Annotated in this window: 17 protein-coding genes and 1 pseudogene; 11 read left to right on the top strand and 7 right to left on the bottom strand. The window is 57.6% G+C overall.

What is annotated here, in order from left to right:
- Positions 1–156 precede the first annotated feature (156 nt).
- The gene (locus U1H99_RS27895; protein WP_323144879.1) at positions 157–567 is read left to right on the top strand and encodes a hypothetical protein; all 411 of its coding nucleotides are present in this window, start codon (positions 157–159) and stop codon (positions 565–567) included.
- A 124-nt stretch (positions 568–691) separates the two neighbouring features.
- The gene (locus tag U1H99_RS27890; RefSeq protein WP_170204067.1) at positions 692–1,060 is read left to right on the top strand and encodes a hypothetical protein; all 369 of its coding nucleotides are present in this window, start codon (positions 692–694) and stop codon (positions 1,058–1,060) included.
- A 42-nt stretch (positions 1,061–1,102) separates the two neighbouring features.
- Here U1H99_RS27890 and U1H99_RS27885 read toward each other — a convergent pair whose 3' ends face one another.
- On the bottom strand, positions 1,103–2,020 hold the full coding sequence (locus U1H99_RS27885; protein WP_323144878.1) for an NADP-dependent oxidoreductase: 918 nt from the start codon (positions 2,018–2,020) through the stop codon (positions 1,103–1,105).
- 151 nt (positions 2,021–2,171) lie between these two features.
- On the opposite strand from U1H99_RS27885, the gene U1H99_RS27880 reads away from it, so the two are divergent.
- Positions 2,172–2,861, top strand: a complete 690-nt coding sequence (locus tag U1H99_RS27880) for an AraC family transcriptional regulator (RefSeq protein WP_323144877.1) — start codon at positions 2,172–2,174, stop codon at positions 2,859–2,861.
- 268 nt (positions 2,862–3,129) lie between these two features.
- Entirely contained in the window at positions 3,130–7,152 is a 4,023-nt protein-coding gene (locus tag U1H99_RS27875) for a PAS domain S-box protein (RefSeq protein WP_323144876.1), read from the top strand.
- Positions 7,153–7,638: 486 nt separating this feature from the next.
- Here the strand turns inward: U1H99_RS27875 and U1H99_RS27870 are convergent, their stop codons facing one another.
- Positions 7,639–8,736, bottom strand: coding sequence for a sensor histidine kinase (locus U1H99_RS27870; protein ID WP_323144875.1), 1,098 nt, complete (start codon positions 8,734–8,736; stop codon positions 7,639–7,641).
- Positions 8,737–9,007: 271 nt separating this feature from the next.
- Between U1H99_RS27870 and U1H99_RS30255 the strand changes: the two genes are divergently transcribed.
- The 5 genes from U1H99_RS30255 to U1H99_RS27850 all read left to right on the top strand — a co-directional run bounded on the left by U1H99_RS30255 (position 9,008) and on the right by U1H99_RS27850 (position 12,641).
- Positions 9,008–9,307 carry a DUF8220 family protein gene (locus U1H99_RS30255; RefSeq protein WP_510980333.1) on the top strand — a complete coding sequence of 100 codons (300 nt, stop codon included), beginning with the start codon at positions 9,008–9,010 and terminating at the stop codon, positions 9,305–9,307.
- Positions 9,308–9,706: 399 nt separating this feature from the next.
- Positions 9,707–10,249, top strand: coding sequence for a hypothetical protein (locus U1H99_RS27865; RefSeq protein WP_323144874.1), 543 nt, complete (start codon positions 9,707–9,709; stop codon positions 10,247–10,249).
- 11 nt (positions 10,250–10,260) lie between these two features.
- Positions 10,261–11,631, top strand: a complete 1,371-nt coding sequence (locus U1H99_RS27860; RefSeq protein ID WP_323144873.1) for a M20/M25/M40 family metallo-hydrolase — start codon at positions 10,261–10,263, stop codon at positions 11,629–11,631.
- Between the two features lie 270 nt (positions 11,632–11,901).
- Positions 11,902–12,279, top strand: coding sequence for a VOC family protein (locus tag U1H99_RS27855; protein ID WP_323144872.1), 378 nt, complete (start codon positions 11,902–11,904; stop codon positions 12,277–12,279).
- A 194-nt stretch (positions 12,280–12,473) separates the two neighbouring features.
- Positions 12,474–12,641 (top strand): hypothetical protein, encoded by a 168-nt coding sequence (locus U1H99_RS27850; protein WP_323144936.1) that lies wholly within the window; start codon positions 12,474–12,476, stop codon positions 12,639–12,641.
- Between the two features lie 6 nt (positions 12,642–12,647).
- Here U1H99_RS27850 and U1H99_RS27845 read toward each other — a convergent pair.
- Positions 12,648–12,758, bottom strand: a pseudogene (locus U1H99_RS27845) (IS5/IS1182 family transposase); the annotation flags it as partial.
- 226 nt (positions 12,759–12,984) lie between these two features.
- Here U1H99_RS27845 and U1H99_RS27840 point away from each other — a divergent pair.
- Positions 12,985–14,112, top strand: coding sequence for a sensor histidine kinase (locus U1H99_RS27840; RefSeq protein WP_323144871.1), 1,128 nt, complete (start codon positions 12,985–12,987; stop codon positions 14,110–14,112).
- A gap of 176 nt (positions 14,113–14,288) precedes the next feature.
- On the opposite strand, the gene U1H99_RS27835 is transcribed toward U1H99_RS27840, so the two are convergent.
- The 3 genes from U1H99_RS27835 to U1H99_RS27825 form a co-directional block, all read right to left on the bottom strand.
- Positions 14,289–14,666 carry a response regulator gene (locus tag U1H99_RS27835; protein ID WP_323144870.1) on the bottom strand — a complete coding sequence of 126 codons (378 nt, stop codon included), beginning with the start codon at positions 14,664–14,666 and terminating at the stop codon, positions 14,289–14,291.
- Positions 14,667–15,050: 384 nt separating this feature from the next.
- On the bottom strand, positions 15,051–15,467 hold the full coding sequence (locus U1H99_RS27830; protein WP_323144869.1) for a hypothetical protein: 417 nt from the start codon (positions 15,465–15,467) through the stop codon (positions 15,051–15,053).
- Entirely contained in the window at positions 15,464–15,778 is a 315-nt protein-coding gene (locus U1H99_RS27825) for an autorepressor SdpR family transcription factor (RefSeq protein WP_323144868.1), read from the bottom strand. The genes U1H99_RS27830 and U1H99_RS27825 overlap by 4 nt, the downstream gene beginning before the upstream one ends.
- A gap of 360 nt (positions 15,779–16,138) precedes the next feature.
- Here U1H99_RS27825 and U1H99_RS27820 point away from each other — a divergent pair, with 360 nt between their 5' ends.
- Positions 16,139–16,516 carry a hypothetical protein gene (locus U1H99_RS27820; RefSeq protein ID WP_323144867.1) on the top strand — a complete coding sequence of 126 codons (378 nt, stop codon included), beginning with the start codon at positions 16,139–16,141 and terminating at the stop codon, positions 16,514–16,516.
- Between the two features lie 1,146 nt (positions 16,517–17,662).
- Here the strand turns inward: U1H99_RS27820 and U1H99_RS27815 are convergent.
- Positions 17,663–18,550 carry an alpha/beta fold hydrolase gene (locus U1H99_RS27815; protein ID WP_323144866.1) on the bottom strand — a complete coding sequence of 296 codons (888 nt, stop codon included), beginning with the start codon at positions 18,548–18,550 and terminating at the stop codon, positions 17,663–17,665.
- Positions 18,551–18,851 lie beyond the last annotated feature (301 nt).

Raw genomic sequence — 18,851 nt, 5'->3', positions numbered from 1 at the left:
CGTCCTGGCGGTTTGAGGGTGAATCGCCACGACATCGTGACAGTCTGCGACTTTCTCCAGCTCGGCAACCTGCTATGCTGGCTCGACCGTCTGCTATCGGCCAACAGCGGCCGGTCATGGCCTCGAAGATAACAAGTGAGCCTAAGAGTCATTAATATGCTGATTCGTTTCCGCCGTGCGCCAATCTGGATCCTGATTAACTTGGCTGGTATTGGAGTGTACTTAAGACTGGCTTCCGAAATTTGGGCAGTTCCAGGCGAGGAAGGGCTACCAGGCGGCCCGGGCGACCCATTCTATTGGTTTTTCGTATTGCTGCCCTTCCTCTTTGTCTACCTAACGATCAACCTGATCGCCCTATATGCAATCATCAAGCGTACTCGAAAGACCGGAAACATATCTTCACTCTTTACTTGGATAACCGTAGCAGTGCTTTGGGTTGCGACGAACACCTACGACAACCATCGGTTATTCCGTAACATCTGTCCAGTTGATCGGGAGTATTTTGTCGACGGCGTGTGCGTGTCGAGCCCGAATACTCTTGGTAAAAGTGACAGGACGCCGGAATAGCACGCATTGGTATTACACATTGTCGTACACCGTAGCGTAAGGTGCGCTTCGGGTCGATAACGGACGCGACAATAGGTCGGCAACCGGCCAGAAGCGGACCGTCGCGCGTCTAGTAAGCGCCTGAATGAAGTTTCGTGTTAAATCCTTCGATTCTGAGCAATTGCGGAACTCGCTTGCAGCTTACGCTCAGGGTACGTTGACTCGTGCTGCATTCATAGATTTACTGGCCAATAGAATCAGTGCGCTTGGAGGCATGTCGCTCACTGTTACCGGTGAACTTCAGCAGCACAAACATCTTATCGAGACTGGAGCCTATTTTGATGAAGGAGGGTTCGAGTTCCTACCGGAGTTGGAGCAAGAGCGCTTGCTCTCTTGGATTCACCAACTCGAGCGCTTTATGGCAGATATCCAAGCCAACCTTGCGACGGCTACCGTGTTCATGCCGTACACGATTTGGCCATTGCAACTCACGCGTCATGAACGCGGGGCATAAGCACCATCGCTTGTGCGATCCGTGTCTCGAAGTCGGCGTTGTTCACTGACTTATTCCAAGCACAATCTTGCCCCGCGTTCGACCGCCTTCAGACAGCGCAAACGCCTCTTTGACCTCATCGAGCGTCAACACTGTTGCCACGTGAGGCTGCAACTTCCCTGCCTCCACTAAGTCTCGGATCGCAGTCAGCTGCGCCGCATTGGGCTTGCAAAACACGCGCCCGACGCCAACTCCACGCCGGCCGTCTTCTTCGGTCGGAAACTCAACTGAAGTCACCAGAAAGCCTCCATGCTTGAGCGTCCCAAACGCACGTTGGAAGGTGTCGCCCCCCACGGTGTCGAACACGACGTCCATGTCGCGTGCCACTTGTTCGAACGGCTGCGCAGTGTAATCGATGAACGTGTCCGCACCAAGGCTCCGTACGAAGTCGGCATTCCGTCCGGACGCTATTGCCGTAACATGTGCACCTGCGGTTTTCGCGATCTGCACCGCCAGCGACCCTACGCCGCCTGACGCGCCGGCAATGAGCAGCCGCTGTCCGCGTGTTAGCTTGGCTACGTCGAACAGTGCCTGCCATGCCGTTAGCGCGCCGAGCGGAATGGCGGCCGCGGCGATGAAGTCCAGGTCGGCCGGTATGCGCACCATGTCGGCAGCGGGCGCTATCGCATAGTCGGCAAAGCCGCCGTCCTTAATGATGCCGAAGACAGCGTCCCCGACGCTGAACCCGGCGACGCCTGCACCGACCTGCTCCACCGTGCCGCTGATTTCGCCGCCAAGATGAATCGGTAGCGTCATACCCATGCGCTGGCCCACGCCGCCACGAATTTTCCAGTCGATCGGGTTCACGCCCGCCGCCCGCACTTTCACAAGGAGTTCTCCCGCCTGTGGCGCCGGCCTGGCCACGTCGACCACATTCACCACACTGTTGTCGCCATACGACTCGATTACGACTGCACGCATTGTACGCTCCTGTTGATTCACCAAATGATGTTGCGATCATAGAGGAAGCGTTTTACGATGTGGCGCCAACCTGCATCGCCGACAAGCCACCATGCCTTACCCAGCTTTTACCCTACATCGTGCCTACAAAGCACGCGGCGCTGGCGAGCCGATGCACGCGCACGACGAGGCGCAACTCACGTTCGCGGCCACTGGCATGGTCCAAGTCCACACGGGTGCCGGCCGCTGGCTTGTGCCGCCGCAGCTCGGCGTCTGGATCCCGGCCGGGGTGCAGCATCACGTCGAGGTTCTCAGCGATGCCGAGCTATGGATGGTGCATTGGGACCCCGCCGCCGCGCGGGCATGGGCACCACCGACGCGGCTCGATCGCGCCTTCGCACTACGTATCACGCCGTTGATGCGCACGCTGCTTGCGGTCGCGTTCGACAGTGCGATGAGCGCCGACAAGACCGAACTGGTGGTTCGCCTAATGCTTCACGAATTAACTGAGACCGCACACGCGCCAACCTTCCTACCCTTGCCAACTGGCGCAACAGGCAAACGCATCGCAGCGGTCGCAGCCGGCGACGTGCGCAACCGGTTGAGCGTCGCCGAGATCGCGTCGCGCGCCGCGACTTCGGTGCGCACGCTGAGCCGGGTGTTCCTGACCGAGACCGGGCTAACGTTCAAAACTTGGCGCCAGCGCGCCCGGATCGTCCATGCAATGGACAGCCTCGCGCGCGGTAAGGCGATCGCGCAAGTGGCGTCAGAACTCGGCTTTGCCAGCACAGCATCGTTCTCGTCCGCCTTCCGCCAGGTGACGGCGACAACGCCCAGTGCTTTCCTGGAACCGTCTGCATGAATCTCGAAACCGGCCTGTCGAGACATTCCATGAATTTTCCAGTTAGGCAACCTGCTATGCTGGCTCCCAATGGCCGGGTTCGGCCAGAAGCAGACATTCGCTGTCATTTCTTAGATGAAACGTTAAAAATTATATACGGGCCGACACTGCGCCCGAACTCATTTTGAGCATTTGCCACCACCTCAACACGGTAAGAGTTGCAAAAACTGTAGGTAAATGTAAGCTACATACAATTATCTAAATATTTCCGTCAAAAATGGCAAGTAGCGTGGAAGTCAGCCCTTCCTTTCTCAAACATCTGCATCAATTTTTACAGCAACAAGTTGAAAACGGAAGTTTTCAATCCATCGATGAAGTCGTACAGGCTAGCTTGAACATGCTGGCGCGTACCGCGTCCTATACGCGCGGCAGTACGAAATCGAGCGATCAAGATCTGTCCAAACCTGCGGTAGACCACCTTTCCGACATCATTCTGCGCAGCGCAATCGACTTCGGCATCATCAGCTTCGATTTGACAGGCCGTATCACAAGCTGGAACACGGGTGCCAATCGAATATTTGGATGGTCTAAGACAGACATGCTTGGCGAATCAGCCGAACGGATTTTTACTGCTAAAGACGTCGCCAACGGCCGTCCGGCCACCGAAATGCGTGAAGCGCTCGAAACGGGGCGTGGCAAGGACGAGCGCTGGCACCTGAGGTCGGATGGTCGACAATTCTGGGCAGTGGGAGAGATGTTTGTCTTGCGCGCCTTGTCGGGTGAACCCGTCGGCTTCATGAAGATGCTGCGTGACCGCACCGAACAGCATCACCTGATGCGCAATCTGTTGAATGACAGAACACGTACGGAAATAGCGGCGGACACTGGCTTGATCAGCTTCTTCGAGTGGGATGTAGGAAGCCAGCTCATACGCGGGGACCAGCGCTTTGCCGACCTCTACGGATTTGACGCCGATGCTGTGGATGCCGGGTTGCCGGTCGACAATTACATGGCGCGCGTGCATCACGACGACGTCGAAATGCTTAAAACAGTGTCCAGCGCGGCCATTGAATCGGCATCGGACTACACGCAGCAATACCGTATTCACGCCCGCGGCAACGTTTATCAGCATGTTCTCGTCCGCGCACGCTGCATGATCCAGGAAGGCCAGCGCGCCAGTCGTTTCATCGGCGTTGCAATCGACATCACTGCCGCCAAGATTGCCGAGAGCTCGCTGAAAGACACCGAAGAGTTCAATCGTCGCATCCTGGCTGCGTCGAGCGATTGCATCAAGGTGCTCGATCTCGACGGTACCCTGCGCTTCATGAGCGAAGGCGGACGCCGGGTAATGGAGGTCGACGACTTCGCCCAGATCGCAGGTACCTCGTGGCTCGACCGCTGGACCGGGAAAGCGCGCGAGCAGGCGCAAGCGGCATTGGAAGCAGCACGCCGGGGCGAGACCGGTCACTTCAGTGGCCCGGCGCCGACAGCCAAGGGTAACGCGCGGTTCTGGGACGTCGTGGTCACGCCGATCAACGGCGCCGATGCGCGCCCGGAGCGGCTGTTGGTGATCTCACGCGACATGACGCGCGCGCATGAAGCCGAACTCGCGCTCAGGGCAAGCGACGGCCGCTGGCGCGACGTGTTTGAAAAGCTGGACGAAGGCATCATCGTCGGCCAGGTCGTACGAGACGCTGATGGACATGTCGTCGACTGGCGCTACGTCGATGTGAACGACGCATGGGGACGGCAAGTCGGCATCGAGGCGCGCACGGCGGTCGGCCACACGATCCGCGATCTCTTTCCCGGCATTGAGCAAAGCTGGGTCGACCAGGTGGCCGAGGTCGTCGACAACGAGAAACCCGGGATGTTTATCCGGCAGGTCGGCAATCTGGGCCGCTGGTACGAAGGTCGGATCTACCCGGCCGACAAGGACCGCTTCTACATTATCTTTATCGAAATCACCGCCCGGGTGCGTGCCGAGGCGCGCAAGTCTTCGCTGCACGACTTGGGCGAACGCCTGCTTGCCTCAGAGACGATCGAGGCCATGTCGGCAGTCGCGGCCGAAACGATCGGCGGTGCGCTAGGCGTGGCGGGCGTTGGCAATAGCGTGGTCGTCGCCGACTTCGAACGGGTGCCGGAAGCCAGCCAGCGCATGTGGAGCGACGAAGACATCACATTCATGCGCGAGGTCGAGCAGCGCGCCCGGGGCGCCATTGAACGGCGCCAGGCCGAACTGGTCGTCAAGGACGCTGAACGGCTGCGTATCGCCTTGGCCGAACTAAGCGACCACTTGCGCAATGTCGAGGACCTGAACGCCTTACAGCTTGCCGCGGCCGAAGTAATTGGCACGACATTGCACGCGGATCGGGTCGGCTACGGCCGGGTCTTCCACGACGATCAGACGTTTGAAGTGCCGAACGATTGGACACGCGCCGACTTTCCATCGCTGGCCGGAAGCTATCATCTGGACGACTATGGCAAGTACGCGGACGAATTGCGCACCGGCAAAACAGTAGTCATCGAAGACGTGGTAACCGATTGGCGGACTGCGGATAATTCCGAGCCGCTACAGCGACTGCATGTGGGATCGCTCATCAATCATCCTGTCGTGGAACATGGTAGGACCGTAGCCATCTTGTACGTCAATACTGCCTCACCCCGGCTCTGGAGTCCGAAAGAAATCGACTTCGTGCGCGAAGCTGCGGACCGCCTGCGTCAGGCGGCCGAGCGCCGGTACGCGGAAATCAGCCTCAAGAATCTGAACGCCGAACTCGAATATGCGGTCGAAATACGCACTGCGGAACGCAACCGCATGTGGAAGATTTCGCCCGACCTGATGATGATCCTATCTCCGGATGGCCACTATCGCGAGACAAACCCTAGTTGGGCCAGCCTGCTCGGTTACAGCCCGGACGAGTTGTCAGGCCTGTATGCCACATCGCTCGTGCATCCCGATGACATCAATGCGACGGACAAAGCCCTACGTGCCGCCGCCAAGGCGTCGCCGCCTATTTTCGAGAACCGGCTTATCCACAAGGATGGTAGCTACCGCTGGGTCCAATGGGCGCTGGCACCGAGCGGCGGTGAAGTGTTCGGCACGGGGCGCGACATCACCGAAGCTAAAGAGGCACGCACCCGTCTCGAACAGGCCGAGGAACAGCTGCGCCAGAGTCAGAAAATGGAAGCGGTCGGCCAGCTTACCGGCGGCCTCGCGCACGACTTCAATAATTTGCTGGCTTCCATCAGTGGCGGCTTGCAGGTGCTGAAATTCAAACTCCAGCGCGGCCAGTTCAATGGACTCGAGCGTTACATCGACATTGGCGAATCCTCGGTGCGCCGGGCTGCCGCGCTCACGCAGCGGCTGCTGGCATTCTCGCGCCGGCAAACGCTCGATCCAAAGCCGACGAACGTCAATCGTCTGGTTGCCGACATGGATGAACTGGTCCGCCGTTCGGTCGGCCCGATGGTGCAAGTGGAGATCGTCGACGCGCCGGATCTTTGGCCTACCAGGATCGATGCATCGCAACTCGAGAATGCACTGCTCAACCTGTGTATCAACGCGCGCGATGCGATGATGCCGGCGGGTGGCAAGTTGACGCTGGTATGCGCCAACAGATCCATCGACGAACATCATCTGGAGCCGAACGTGTCACCGGGCGAGTATGTCGTGCTCAGCGTTTCCGATACAGGCTCAGGCATGCCGCCGGAGGTGATAAAACGCATCTTCGATCCGTTCTATACAACCAAGCCACTCGGGGAAGGCACGGGCCTGGGCCTATCGATGGTGTACGGCTTCGTGCATCAGTCGGGCGGTCAGGTACGCGTCCGCTCAGAGGTGGGAATCGGAACGACGATGTCGCTCTACCTGCCGCGCTACGTCGGCACGGTCGCTGCGGAGGACTCCATCGCAAACGTGCCCCTCGAATCCGGCCACGGCGAGACGGTGCTGGTCATCGAAGACGAACCTGCGCTGCGCGAACTTATCGGAGAACTGTTGCGCGACGCCGGCTATCGCGTGTTCACTGCGCAGGACGGCCCTACCGGGCTGCAGGTGCTGCGCTCGAACACGCATATCGATCTGTTGATCACCGACGTGGGTCTTCCGGGCGGGCTGAACGGCCGTCAAGTCGCGGACGCGTCACGCATATGGCGCCAGGACCTGAAGGTGTTATTTATTACCGGATATGCAGATGCGGCCGTCATCGGCAATGGCGGCCTGGCCCCAGGGATGGAAGTGATGACGAAACCTTTCGACATTAGTATATTCGCCAATAGGATTGGCTCTTTACTTACTTCGAAAAACACGTAACATCCCTTAGATCGTTGCTCGATACAAGGTATTTTTCGCAGGTGGCAAGCACAGTAAATCGTTTGCAAAACCTGCTTGTGTACCAGGCAGATTAACGGCCAAAGGGACAACTGTTCTGCTTGTTGAGCGTCCGCTTCGGGTCGGTTGCTGCCGGTCGTGACACTTCGCGAGTTTTTCGCCTTGGCAACCTGCTATGCTGGCTTGACCGGCCGACTTCGGCCAAGAGCGGTCGGTGGATATATAAATTCAAGCCGCCTGGAGGCGAGCCAGCAGCTTTGCGGCTAAAACTCGATGGGTTTATCGGTCGCAAGGACATGGCCTCACATCGCGCCCCGGCTTGGTCGCCACCGCGTCACCAATCAACCTCTGCAGCGCCGTGCAGTTACGAGGGTATCAGGCCAGTTGACGCCCAAGTCACGCGGCACCTACGCCATCTCGGCTATTAAAACGGAAACCGGCAACAGATTCACTTAGGCATTGCCTAAATCAGTGCAAGGTTGAAGCCGGCGCGACGATCGGCAGCACGATTTCAAAACGGCTGCCGTGGCCAGGACCATCAGAAAACGCTTGCACGGTACCCCCATGGCTCCTTGCCAGGTCGAGCGCTAGGGAGAGGCCAACGCCCATGCCGCCGCGACGCCTGGCATCACCGTGATCGACTTGCGCATACAGCTTGAAAATATCGGTCAGGCGCTCGGCAGCGATGCCGATGCCGTTGTCCCTCACTTGCACCGTCACAGAATTGCCGTCCAACGAGACGTCAACGTCGATCGTGCCCTCATCTTGAGTATATTTACTTGCGTTGCCCAACACATTGGCGATCAACTGGGCCACGCGGACGTCGTCGCATTCCACCAGGAGTCCAGCTGGCAATGCCGTCGTCGTCAGCACTTGGCGGCGCGCATCCACAGATGGACGCACTGTGTCGAGTGCCACCTGCAGCACCTGTTCGAAAGGCACAGAGATTTTATGCAGAGGCAATTCACCGCGCGTGAGACGCGATGCGTCGAACAGATCGTTAACCAGCCGGCCCAACATGCGTGCTTGGCGCGTAATGACGCCGGCCAAGCGTTTCATCGCGACCGGACTGTCCGTCGCTTCAATCATCTCAGCGGCCGACATAATTGGCGAGAGTGGGCTGCGCAGTTCATGCGCCACTGTCGAAATGAATGCGTCCTTTCGGAGATCATGCTGGCGTAGCTGGTCCTCGACAGTGCGGCGCTCAGTGATATCAATGACCACATTCACGGCTCCCGTGATATTCCCTTCATCATTACGAACTAGGCGTGGATGCGCTAGCACATACCGCCGTTCGCCGTCGGGGCGCTCGACCATTGCCTCGACACGGCCAATTTCGCGACGCTCGCGAATCGCTATTGCCATCGGGCATTGATCGTGCGGTAGGTGGACACCTTCAAGCGTGTACATCGCTTTCGAACCGCACCAGTATTCGGCCCCCGGTTTCGGTTCCCGGCCCCACAGTGTCACGGCGGCAAGATTGAAGTCGACAACGCGACCTTCGCTGTCGCAGCTATATACAGCTTCTGGTATGTAATCGGCAAGTTGCGGTTGACGGTTTTTCACGGAGATGTCCAAGGTAGGCGGATAGGTTATTGGAACGTAGGATCACGCTTACACGATCAACTATACAGCATGCCTCCTAGTCAGGGCTGCCGATCCTCCTATTTTTGCATCCCTAGTTCAGCTAGGCTCCGATTAGTTGACGGCTGCTTTGGGTCGGTTGCTGCCGGTCGTGATAGTCCGAGAGTTTTCCGCTGAGGCAACATGCTATGCTGGCTTGAGCGGCTGGGTTCGGCCAAGAGCGGCCGCTCAACAGGAATGCTAAGTCAAGAATATTCAGGTTTTTGATGGGGCCGAAAAGGCGGTCTACGACATCTTCGCGGCGACTGACGAGGAGTTTGCGCTCATCTTCCCAGATGGCACAGATGTGGCATTTATCGATGAGGTCTACCAAAAGCAGCCGTCGCAAACTTTAGACGCCGCGTTCTCCGGAATTTGGAAGCGCTGCGTGCCGAAGCGCCAAGCGATGAGCATTCACGGGGTCCTCTTCTACGAGTGCGACCATAAGAAGGCCTACTATCCGACGCGTCGCGATGAGGATGCAGTCAATCCAAACGGGTTAAGACTACGATAGTGAACCTCCGCAATGGGTCGGAGCGGTCCGCCACGCAATTGCATGCAACAGCCCGAGCCGTTGGTACAGAGGCCGTTGAGCTCGCCGCCGTCTTTATTCGGTTGAGCAGACCGCCATGTCGTCATGGCGGGTGCCAACATGATGCTGAATATATTGCGTCTGGAGCAGCAGCGTACTGGCGAGTGTAGGGGGTTGAGCGAACGAGCATAGTTGCGGTGATGAGGGCTTGTCGTGGCATCGCCGTGTCCGAGTCCGTTCACTGGTGTCCGGAGACGCACACCTCATGCCGCGTTTGTCGATGGAAATCACCCTGCGCATCAATGGTTTAGTACATGGCACGCCGCTTGCTCAAGCGTGTGGTGAACGTCCCGTTCGAACCCACACAAAGAAGGAGAATTTATGAGCTTGCTACGTTTCCTGATGCGCTTCCACGCCGTTGTCCTGGTCAGCCTCAGTCTAGCATTCCCAGCCATGGCGCAAAACAACTCCGCGCCGGCTACCCCGCAAGACGCAGCCCGCGTTGGACAGATCGCGGCCGCGTCCGACAAGGATCCGATCGCCACGATGACGTCGCCCGACGGGCGCTGGTTCCAGAAATGGTCGGACGACGTCACCGACTACAACTTCGGTCCCGACAAGGCCGCCTTCTGGCTGATGAACGGCGCGGCCAAGGGCGAGCTGCGACGGGTGATGGCATTCCAGCACGAGGTCAGCACCGCCGCCTACCAGCTGAGCCATCTCATCCAGGACCCGCGCAAGTCGCCCGAAGATCGCGACGCCGTGACGCTCGCCGGGCTAGAAGGCATCCTGCGCGCCTACGAAAACATGCTGCCGACGCACCCCGACATCCGCTCGGCGGGCCTGGACGAGGCGATCGCCGCGCGCGACAAGGGCACGTTGGCGCAATTCGTCGCCGCCCTGCCGCCGATGCCGCGGCGTTGACGGAGGCCGCGATGCTACGAATTTTCCTGGCCCTGCCGGCGTTGTTGTCCGGCTGCGTGCTGTGCGGCGCGGCGCTGGCGGCTACGCCCGAGAGCCGGCTGATCGACGAGATTGGCCAGCACGCCGAATCGATGTCCAACTTGGAGCAGCTGTGCGACGACATCGGTGGGCGGCTCACCGGCTCGCCCCAGCTGCAGCGCGCGCAGCAATGGGCGATGGCGCGGCTGCGCGCCTATGGCGCTGTCGACGTCCACCTGGAAGCCTACGACATGGGGCGCCCATGGCGGCGCGCCGATGCGCGGGCGCGCTTGCTGAACGCGAACGGCATGGCGCTCGACGTCGTGCAGAAAGCCTGGACTGAGGGCACGCCGGGACTGGTGCGGGCCGAGGTGGCGCTGCTCGACGTGCAGACGCTGGACGAGTTCAAGGCGGCGCTGCCTGCGCTGAAAGGCAAGATCGTCCTGGTCCAGTCTGCGCCCAGGGCCACGCCCGAACAGGGCAAGGACATGCCGGCCTATCTCGCGGCCGCCACGCGCGCGCTGCACGACGCGCGGCTGGCCGGGGTGCTTCTGGTTGCGCAGAAGGAGAATGGCTTGCGCGAGATGTGGGGCGGGCCGCATTCGCTGTTCGACCGGCGCACGGCGATCGTCACGCGCGAGCATGCGAACGTGCTCGCGCGCCTGCTCGCGCGCGGGGTCGTGCCGCGGGTCGAGATGGCGCTGGACGGCCATTTCGCAGCGCATCCGGTGCTGGCCTATAACGTGGTAGCTGATTACCCTGGCGAAGGCGAAGAAGGGGAGATGGTCGTGCTGGGCGCCCACCTCGATTCCTGGGACCTGGGCACCGGCGCAACCGACAATGGCGCAGGCGTTGTCACCATGCTGGAGGTGCTGCGCGCCTACCATGCGCTCGGCCTGCGCCCGAAACGCGGCCTGCGCGTGGTGCTGTTCTCGGGCGAGGAGCAAGGCCTGTTGGGGAGCCGCGCCTACGTGGCCGCGCATCGCGACGAGTTGGCGCGCATTCAGGCTGTGCTGGTTCAGGATACCGGCGCCGGTCGCGTGGTCGGCTTTCCCGACATGAAGAGCGATGCCTTGTATGCGGCCCTGACGCGCGCCGTCGCGCCAGCCGCCAGTCTAGGGCCGCTGGACATCGTCTATGGCCCGTCCCGCGGATCCGACTTCGAACCATTCGCCGAGCAGGGCGTGCCCGCCTTCCCGGCCCTGCAGGACGAGCGCGACTACCGCACCCATACCCAGCACACCCAGGTCGACAGTTTCGACCATGTCGACCGCGCCAGCCTCGTGCAAGCGGCGCAGGTGCTGGCGGTGGCGGCATGGGGGCTCGCCAACGGAGAGCGCCTAGCGCACGGGCTGGCGCGCTGAAAACAAAAAAGCCGGCCCTGTTTAGCAGAGGGCCGGCCTTCCCAGCGCGATCGCGACGTCAGACCAGTCCTGGAGTCAATCCCAGTTGAGCGTACCGCTGGTCAGGTACTCGGTCACGCGCGTCTCGAAGAAGTTCCACTGTCAATATCATAACCAAACCGCGACTGACTGAAGGTGTCGTCTGTGGTCCTACTTAAGTACACTGTCACAATCGAACTTTTGGTTTCGGCCAAGAGCGGGCCTATAACCCCCATCCAACGTGAGAAAAATATGCTGCATCATTTGTCTATCGCTGTCTCTGACCTGAACCGTGCTTCATCTTTCTACGACGCAGTCCTCGCACCTCTAGGATACGTGCAGGTTTTTGCCGATGACGAGGCTGTCGGCTACGGCTATGCAGGTGGCGGCGATAAGCTATGCCTCAAACTGGCGGATCGAGTTCAGGTTCCAGGCGAAGGGTTTCATCTGGCGTTTGCTGCGACTGAGCCCGAACACATACACGAATTTCATGCGGCTGCACTCGTCCATGGAGGACAGTGCAACGGGTTGCCGGGGCCTCGTCCTGAGTACGGGGCTGGGTATTATGCCGCGTTCGTTTTCGATCCTGATGGCTATCGAATCGAAGCAGTCATCAATAAATCCGAATAACGTTGTTGGCGCTAGACTTCTGAATACGAAGTAATGAGAAATGACTGATTTGGGTCGGTTGCGGCCAGCCGTAGTTGTTCCTGAATTTTTCACTGCGGCAATATGCTACGCTGGGTCCAAAGGCCGAGATCGGCCAGAAGAGGACGTTAAAACGACCTACGTTTGAATGGCTCAAGGGTGAACTACGCAACCCCATGCTGCCGATGTTGGCAGCAGCTGGCGGCATTGCAGTACCGGCTTTAATCCACTTCGTTTTCAACGGTGGGACTGTAACCCAAGGTGCGTCGGTATCCCGATGGCGACCGATATCGCGTTCGCGCTTGGTGTGCTTGTCTACCCGCCAGTACGCGCATCTTTACTAGGTGGCCGTGCCAGTTCATCGTCGGATCAAGCCAGATGAGCAGCGAGCCGCGTGCCTTGAAGGCTTTGTTGTACGTTTTCCAGTTGGTCGTGCGGTACTTCTGTGGAGCTGGTTTCATCCGTTCAGGCTTCGATACCTGCCGGCTCTATGCAGGGCGGGCGTGATTTGCGCAATAAAGCCTCTGCCAACTCTCCGGTGGCGCTTCTGCGGCATTTTTCTTTAGGGACGAGCGCGTCTCAAAAACTACTCGCGTAAATTTATAAAAAAGCATATATTTAAATTAATTCTTGGTCGCTTCGCTTGTGTGGCGACGGCACAACCTAACCAGCTCAGCGGGAACGACGATGTCGCTTTCGACCGATCAAAACATTGATGCGCGCCGAGGCGGAGAGTCGTTTCAAAAACTCCTGCTACTTCGAAGTGTTGTTCTCGATATTTGGGAACAAGAGGCTCGCGCTCGGATCAACGGGGCAAGTTTGTTGCCGCGCTCGATTCTAATCGACACCTTCCCAGCCTTTTACGACAACTTGGTTGAGGCGATCGCTCCGGAATGTCCGCGTGAAACTGCGACGAGCGGAAGCACGGTCGCGCGCACTCATGGCGACGAGCGTGCCCGGCTGAGCTCGTTTGGCCCGGTTGAAATCGTTTTGGAATACCAGATTCTTGAAGAATCAATCGCCAAAGCGACTGAGCGAGCGAACGTAGCGCTTTCGGCATCGGAGTGGCATTCGATGCGCCGCTCGATCGATTTGGCCATGCTCGATTCGCTCAGCGAATTCACTTCGGCTCACGCGCTGCTGCGGGACCGCCTGGCCGCCGCTCTGGCTCACGACATGCGCAATCCGCTTTCTGGCATGTCGCTTCGGGCGCAGTTGCTGTCGAGTCCAGAGATGCCAAAAAAGGTACGCTATCTTGCCCGCAAGATCATCGACAACGGCGCTCGGCTCAACGCGATGTTTGACGAGCTGCTCGACGCGCTCGCTTACGGCGGTGGCGAGCGGCTACCGTTGAGCCTGTCATCTTTTGATCTGCTCGACCTTGCCCGTGAAGCGTGCGCTCAAATCGACGAAACCAAACAAGCGCGCTGCACCGTCACCGGAGAATCGATTCGCGGCATTTGGTGCGCCAACTCGATGCGCCGCGCTCTCGACAACCTTCTTTCCAATGCGATCAAATACGGCGATGGCGGGCCGATAGGAGTTCACGTGTCACGATGGGAAGAGCGCGTTTCGCTGTCTGTCCACAACACTGGCGCCAGCGTGCCCGAAGAGCAGATCGAACGCTTGTTCGAGCATTTGCGGCGAGAGCGCGCGGGCGGCCCCTCGGGCTGGGGGATTGGATTGTCTTTTGTGAAGAAAGTGGCGCTCACCCATGGAGGCAGCGTCACCATCGACAGCAGCCCTGAACGAGGCACGACGTTCACCATGGACATCCCGCTAGACGCCAGAGACGCCCAGTCTTCGTCGCCTTGATAGTCTATGGCAACTGCGGCTTCTGGATCGTGGGTCAAACCGACGAATGTGCTCATCCCGAGTGCATGCTTTTGCGGGCAAAGAAGGCGGAGCATGTTGAACTAAACAGTCAAACGTCGCGAAGGAATCGTCTCGAAAGCAACCGGTTCTTCCAACGCAAACAGGGCGCCAACGATTTATAGGCTAAGCGATGGAGGCTGGACTGCGCTCAACAAGGATGCCCAAGAAGCAGGCTTTGTCAGATGGAGGTCAAAACCCGCGACTCGGGTTCGCTCCCGAGACTCGGCGTCTCCCCACGCCGTTAGCGCCACTAGCTTAACTTTGACGAAAGCGGCGTCTTTGCGTAGCGCTGCGGCCACCGCGCAGCCGTCCATCACCGGCATACCAACGTCTAAAACGATAACATCGGGTTTGATTTTAATGGCCATGTCAAAGCCCTCTGGACCTCCGTAGGCCACTGCGACAGAAATCCCATGCATCCGAAGCAATTCGGCAGTCATGTCTGCCGCATCCATGTTGTCATCCACCACCAGAACCACTGCGCCTGCTTTCATTACCCCTCCAGCGGCACGGCCGCGCGCCACGCACAATTGAACGCACAGTGCGCAATTGGTTAGTAGAAAGTGTAGAACTATCAGTAAGGGGTAGCGATGTAAAAAGAACATTTCCTTGCTTTGAAAGGCCTTCTCCTACACAAGCCGCAAAGTTCATCCTACAAATCCAGCTGACTTTGCAGACTGGGCGCAACAAAAATCATGGCGAACGGTCAAGTGCTCTGCTTAACGCGGCGAATTGTCAGATGGCGAATACGATGTGCACGGCCAGTGAGCATGCGAACGTCTGCTATGGGTCGGTTGCGGTCGTACCGGTAAGGCTGCAACCGGCCAAAACCGGACCTACGCTCACCTTGAAAAAGAGCAAGCCGGCGAACTATGGTGTTAAGTGCGGCTGCGTTCGACGCTACGGCTCATCCAGAGGCAGTGTGCTAATTTTCCTGCCACAACGATCACGGCTGGTGCCATCAGGCAGATGGCCAGCGTGCTGGCGATCGCGATCGGCGCGAACGCGTATGCAAGCGCGAAACCCAGGCCACCCAGTACCAGTGTCCATGCGGCGAAACGGCGCAGGGTTTGTTCACGTCCCGGATTGCAGGACACACGCGCCAAGGGAACCAACTTCTTTGGAAGCACGTTCGCGGAAAGGAGCACCGTCGAGCCTATCAGGATGCCCATCACGCGCATGGCCGTCTCGGCACTGACAATGCCGCCCTGCCGGAGTGTATTGAGCAACACAGCTGTCAACAGGTAGCCCGCAGCGACTAAAAATGCGCGGCGAATCGGATGGTGCAGGGTCATGATTTCTCCTTTGTTTGCCCAGGGGCCGTTGTGGTCGGGGTCTCGGACGAAAGCTGCAGCCCGAACGCTGCTGCGAAACCCATTAGTGCTTCTTCGAGCACCGACATCTTCAGTCGGTAGATGATCGTACGCCCGCTCTTCTCCGCTTCGATTAGGTCTGCGGCGATCAAAACGGAGAAGTGCGCCGACATCGTCGGCTTTGACACAGCAAAGGAATCGGCCAAAGCGCCGGCGCCCATTGGTCCGGCCTTAAGCATTTGTAGCACCTGCCGGCGCGTCGGATCGGAAAGTGCTTTGAAAACTGAAGTCATGATTGATTATTAGCTAAACATCTAACAATGTAAAGGGATTTTCGCGTGCAAGAGCAAAGTGCCGTCCAGGGATCGAAGTTCTCCTAGTCTGAAGAGTGAAGAGATGCGTTATCCCTAGGTGCCTCGACCGTCCGCAATGGGTCGATTGCGGAAGGTCGTGACAGTCTGCAAGCTTTGCGTCCTGGCAACCTGCTATGCTGTTCGACCACCTGCTGTCGGCCAAGAGCAGACGTTCATTCCAATTAAAATTTTCGTTATAATATTTATATTGATTGCCGCGTTAAGCAGCGAACAGCTTTAAAATTTCTAGTTGGAACGAAGCTTTGCTATGCAACGGATTGACTTCGTTTGAGTAGTCTCATGTCTATAAGCGTTTTAGTTCTCTGTGAGATAGCCAGTTTTCGCCAGCCCATACAAGAGATGGTAGCTGAGATAGGTCACGTTTCGCTACTAGCGAGTAATGATGAATACGCTACTGAAATTCTTACGGCAATACACGTCGACGTGTGTATGGTCTTTACAGACAAAGGTAGAAACCATATAAGCAAGGTTGCGGAGCAGCTTCGAAAGGCGCAGGCGCTGCTGCCGATCATAGCACCAAGAGATATGGCTACGGATACAGATGACCCGAAGCTTGATATACCAATAAGTGTGCCGTTTACAAGTGCAGTACTTGATCAAACTATTAGGATGGCAAAAGCCATAAAAATTGTAGCGTATTACAACAAGAGAGACTGAATGTGAGCAGTTAAGGTGCGCCAAGGGGGCAAAGGTATGTCAGCAATCAACCAGCAACTGACGATTGTGCAACAACGATGTTTTTGATAACATAAATTATCGAAAAATTATCGAAGAATGATGTTCGAACCAGAATTTTATGAACTCGATGAGGCCTTAATACGCCAGATCAAGGCAGGCCTAGACACCGTTGATAAGCTATCAACAATCTCAAATCCGTCCAAAACAATTGCCGAACGTTATTGTGTTAAAGACCCTTGGCGTGGCCGTACACCTGTTTCATCAGTAATTCGTAAGCGGTTGCAAGAGCTCCGCAAACATGGCTTGATCGTATGGAACGGAAAGCGATGGTCGTTTTTGGACTGCTCAAGCCCTCCTCAGAACCGAAACGATAATAAGGATCGTTTTAGCACGCAGGACTAAAATTTTACTGTGTGGCAGCTGGGGACGCATGAGTATCATCGTCGACTTGCTTATGCGATTGTAGACGAGCACCTGTAGTCTTGATATGGAGCGTCGATTCGATTCTTGCACTGCGCTGCTTTTAGATACGATATTAGCGGCGGGCGACGACGCAGGCATCGCGCTTTCGTAGCGGTCCTTGCTTGCTCTTGGGTTGCCTGCTGAGGTAGTAGAGTGGGTACTGAATTGCCGAGGCGCTTGTCGCAATTACTCGTTAATATTAGGGAAGGAATCAAGTTCCTCGTTGTTAACGGAAATTCCAGACTGTGCAATATTTGGGCCAACGTATCGGCAGTTTTCATGCTAGCTGGAGTCGTTATCGCCATTGCAACGACAATTTGGCAGCCGCGCGGCCTGCTAATATGCTTCGTGCCTTTTGCAGTTGCCTTCGTTGCTAAACAAGGTGAGGCACGAGCGCTGCGGTCAGCTCTTAGATCGAAGATGGGTAGCATTTCTTCAGTCGATACGCGGTGAGCGTTTGATTCGGGTCGGTTCCTGCCGGTCGTGACAGTACGTGACTTTTCCAGATGGGCAACATCCTATGATGGTTCCAACGGCCGAGATCGGCCAAATGCAGGCGAGCGAGTAAGGTCTTGCCCACTCGGCAGTCTGCCTTCATTCACGACGATAAAATCGTCCCAGGCTGGTTCTGGCATAGTTCAGTTGCGGATCTGTAAATGATCTTCAATGACGTGTTTGCTTGGAGTCCTTGTCGGCATCGGCCATCACCTTATTGATGACCGCGATTACCAACTCTGGCTCATCAAGCTGAATGTTGTGACCGCTCTGCGAAGTCAATACTTGGGACCCGTCACTGAACTGACGCAGAAACTGCGCGTGCAGTTCGCGCTTGACCGCTACCGCCGGCCCTGTCTCTAGGAAGAATTCGGGTTTGTCCGCTTGCTGCACCGAGGTTAGTACTACCACCGGCACGTCCGGCAGCTTGCCGGCCACCGGGAACACGCCGCTGTCGAGCACTGGCTGCAATTGTTGCAGCTCGGGTTGGAATTTGGGCGGGACGATGGCGGCGAATCGCTTATCGTCGGACGCGGCACGCGCCGCATCGAGCTTGCGCAGCGCCGGATTGAAGTGCTCATCGGACGGATCGACCAGCACCATACCAGCAATCCAATCTGGATGACGCGCCGCGAAGGCACGCGCCAGCAAGCCGCCATACGAATGGCCGACTAGGATGAATGGCGGGCTCAGCTTTGTCGCGGCGACCAGTTGGTCGAGTTCTTCGCTGCTCTGCAAGAGAGTACGCGTTTCTGGACGCGCGTCGGAGGCGCCGTAGCCGGCCCGCGAATAGGTGACGGTACGCGCCGATTTCGCCACTTCCGGCGCCACCTTGCGCCAGGCGCGCAAGTCGGTCCCGAAGCCGGATTCAAAGATGACGGTGTAATGGCCGGCGCCGCCAATTGCTACCTGCACGAAATATGGCTTGGCGCCTACTTCAACTTGCTCGGTCGTGATGCTTGCGCTAGATACTGGTGCCTTTGCCGGCGCCTGCGCTTGAGCGAAACAGCAAGCTATGATGGATGCAAAACCGAAAGAATCGATTAAAAGTTTCATGGTAATTCCTCGAAGTGATGTCGGCACAGCTACTAGGCCTATTAAGGATTGAAGGCTCGTTTTCGCCATTATGTGTAGCGTGAGCATAAACCGGAGGATCGATGCATCCTTAAAAGCTCTTTCTTCCGATGGTTAAAAGTAACACTCGTGCTCGCGGATCAAAGCGACCATGCGACAAACTGTCGAATTAGCAGATTGAAGTGCATTTGTCCGGAATAATTCGATTGTCAGCGAAGGTCCGCAATGGGTCGACAGCTGCCGGTCGAATAGGTCCGAGGAAGTCGCAGGTTGTGTCAAACTT

Origin of the sequence: Massilia phyllosphaerae (genome assembly GCF_034659755.1) — a bacterium.
GTDB classification, from domain to species: Bacteria; Pseudomonadota; Gammaproteobacteria; order Burkholderiales; family Burkholderiaceae_D; genus Telluria; species Telluria phyllosphaerae.
Note: the sequence above shows the minus strand (reverse complement) of the source record. Positions and strands in the feature narration are given on the sequence as shown.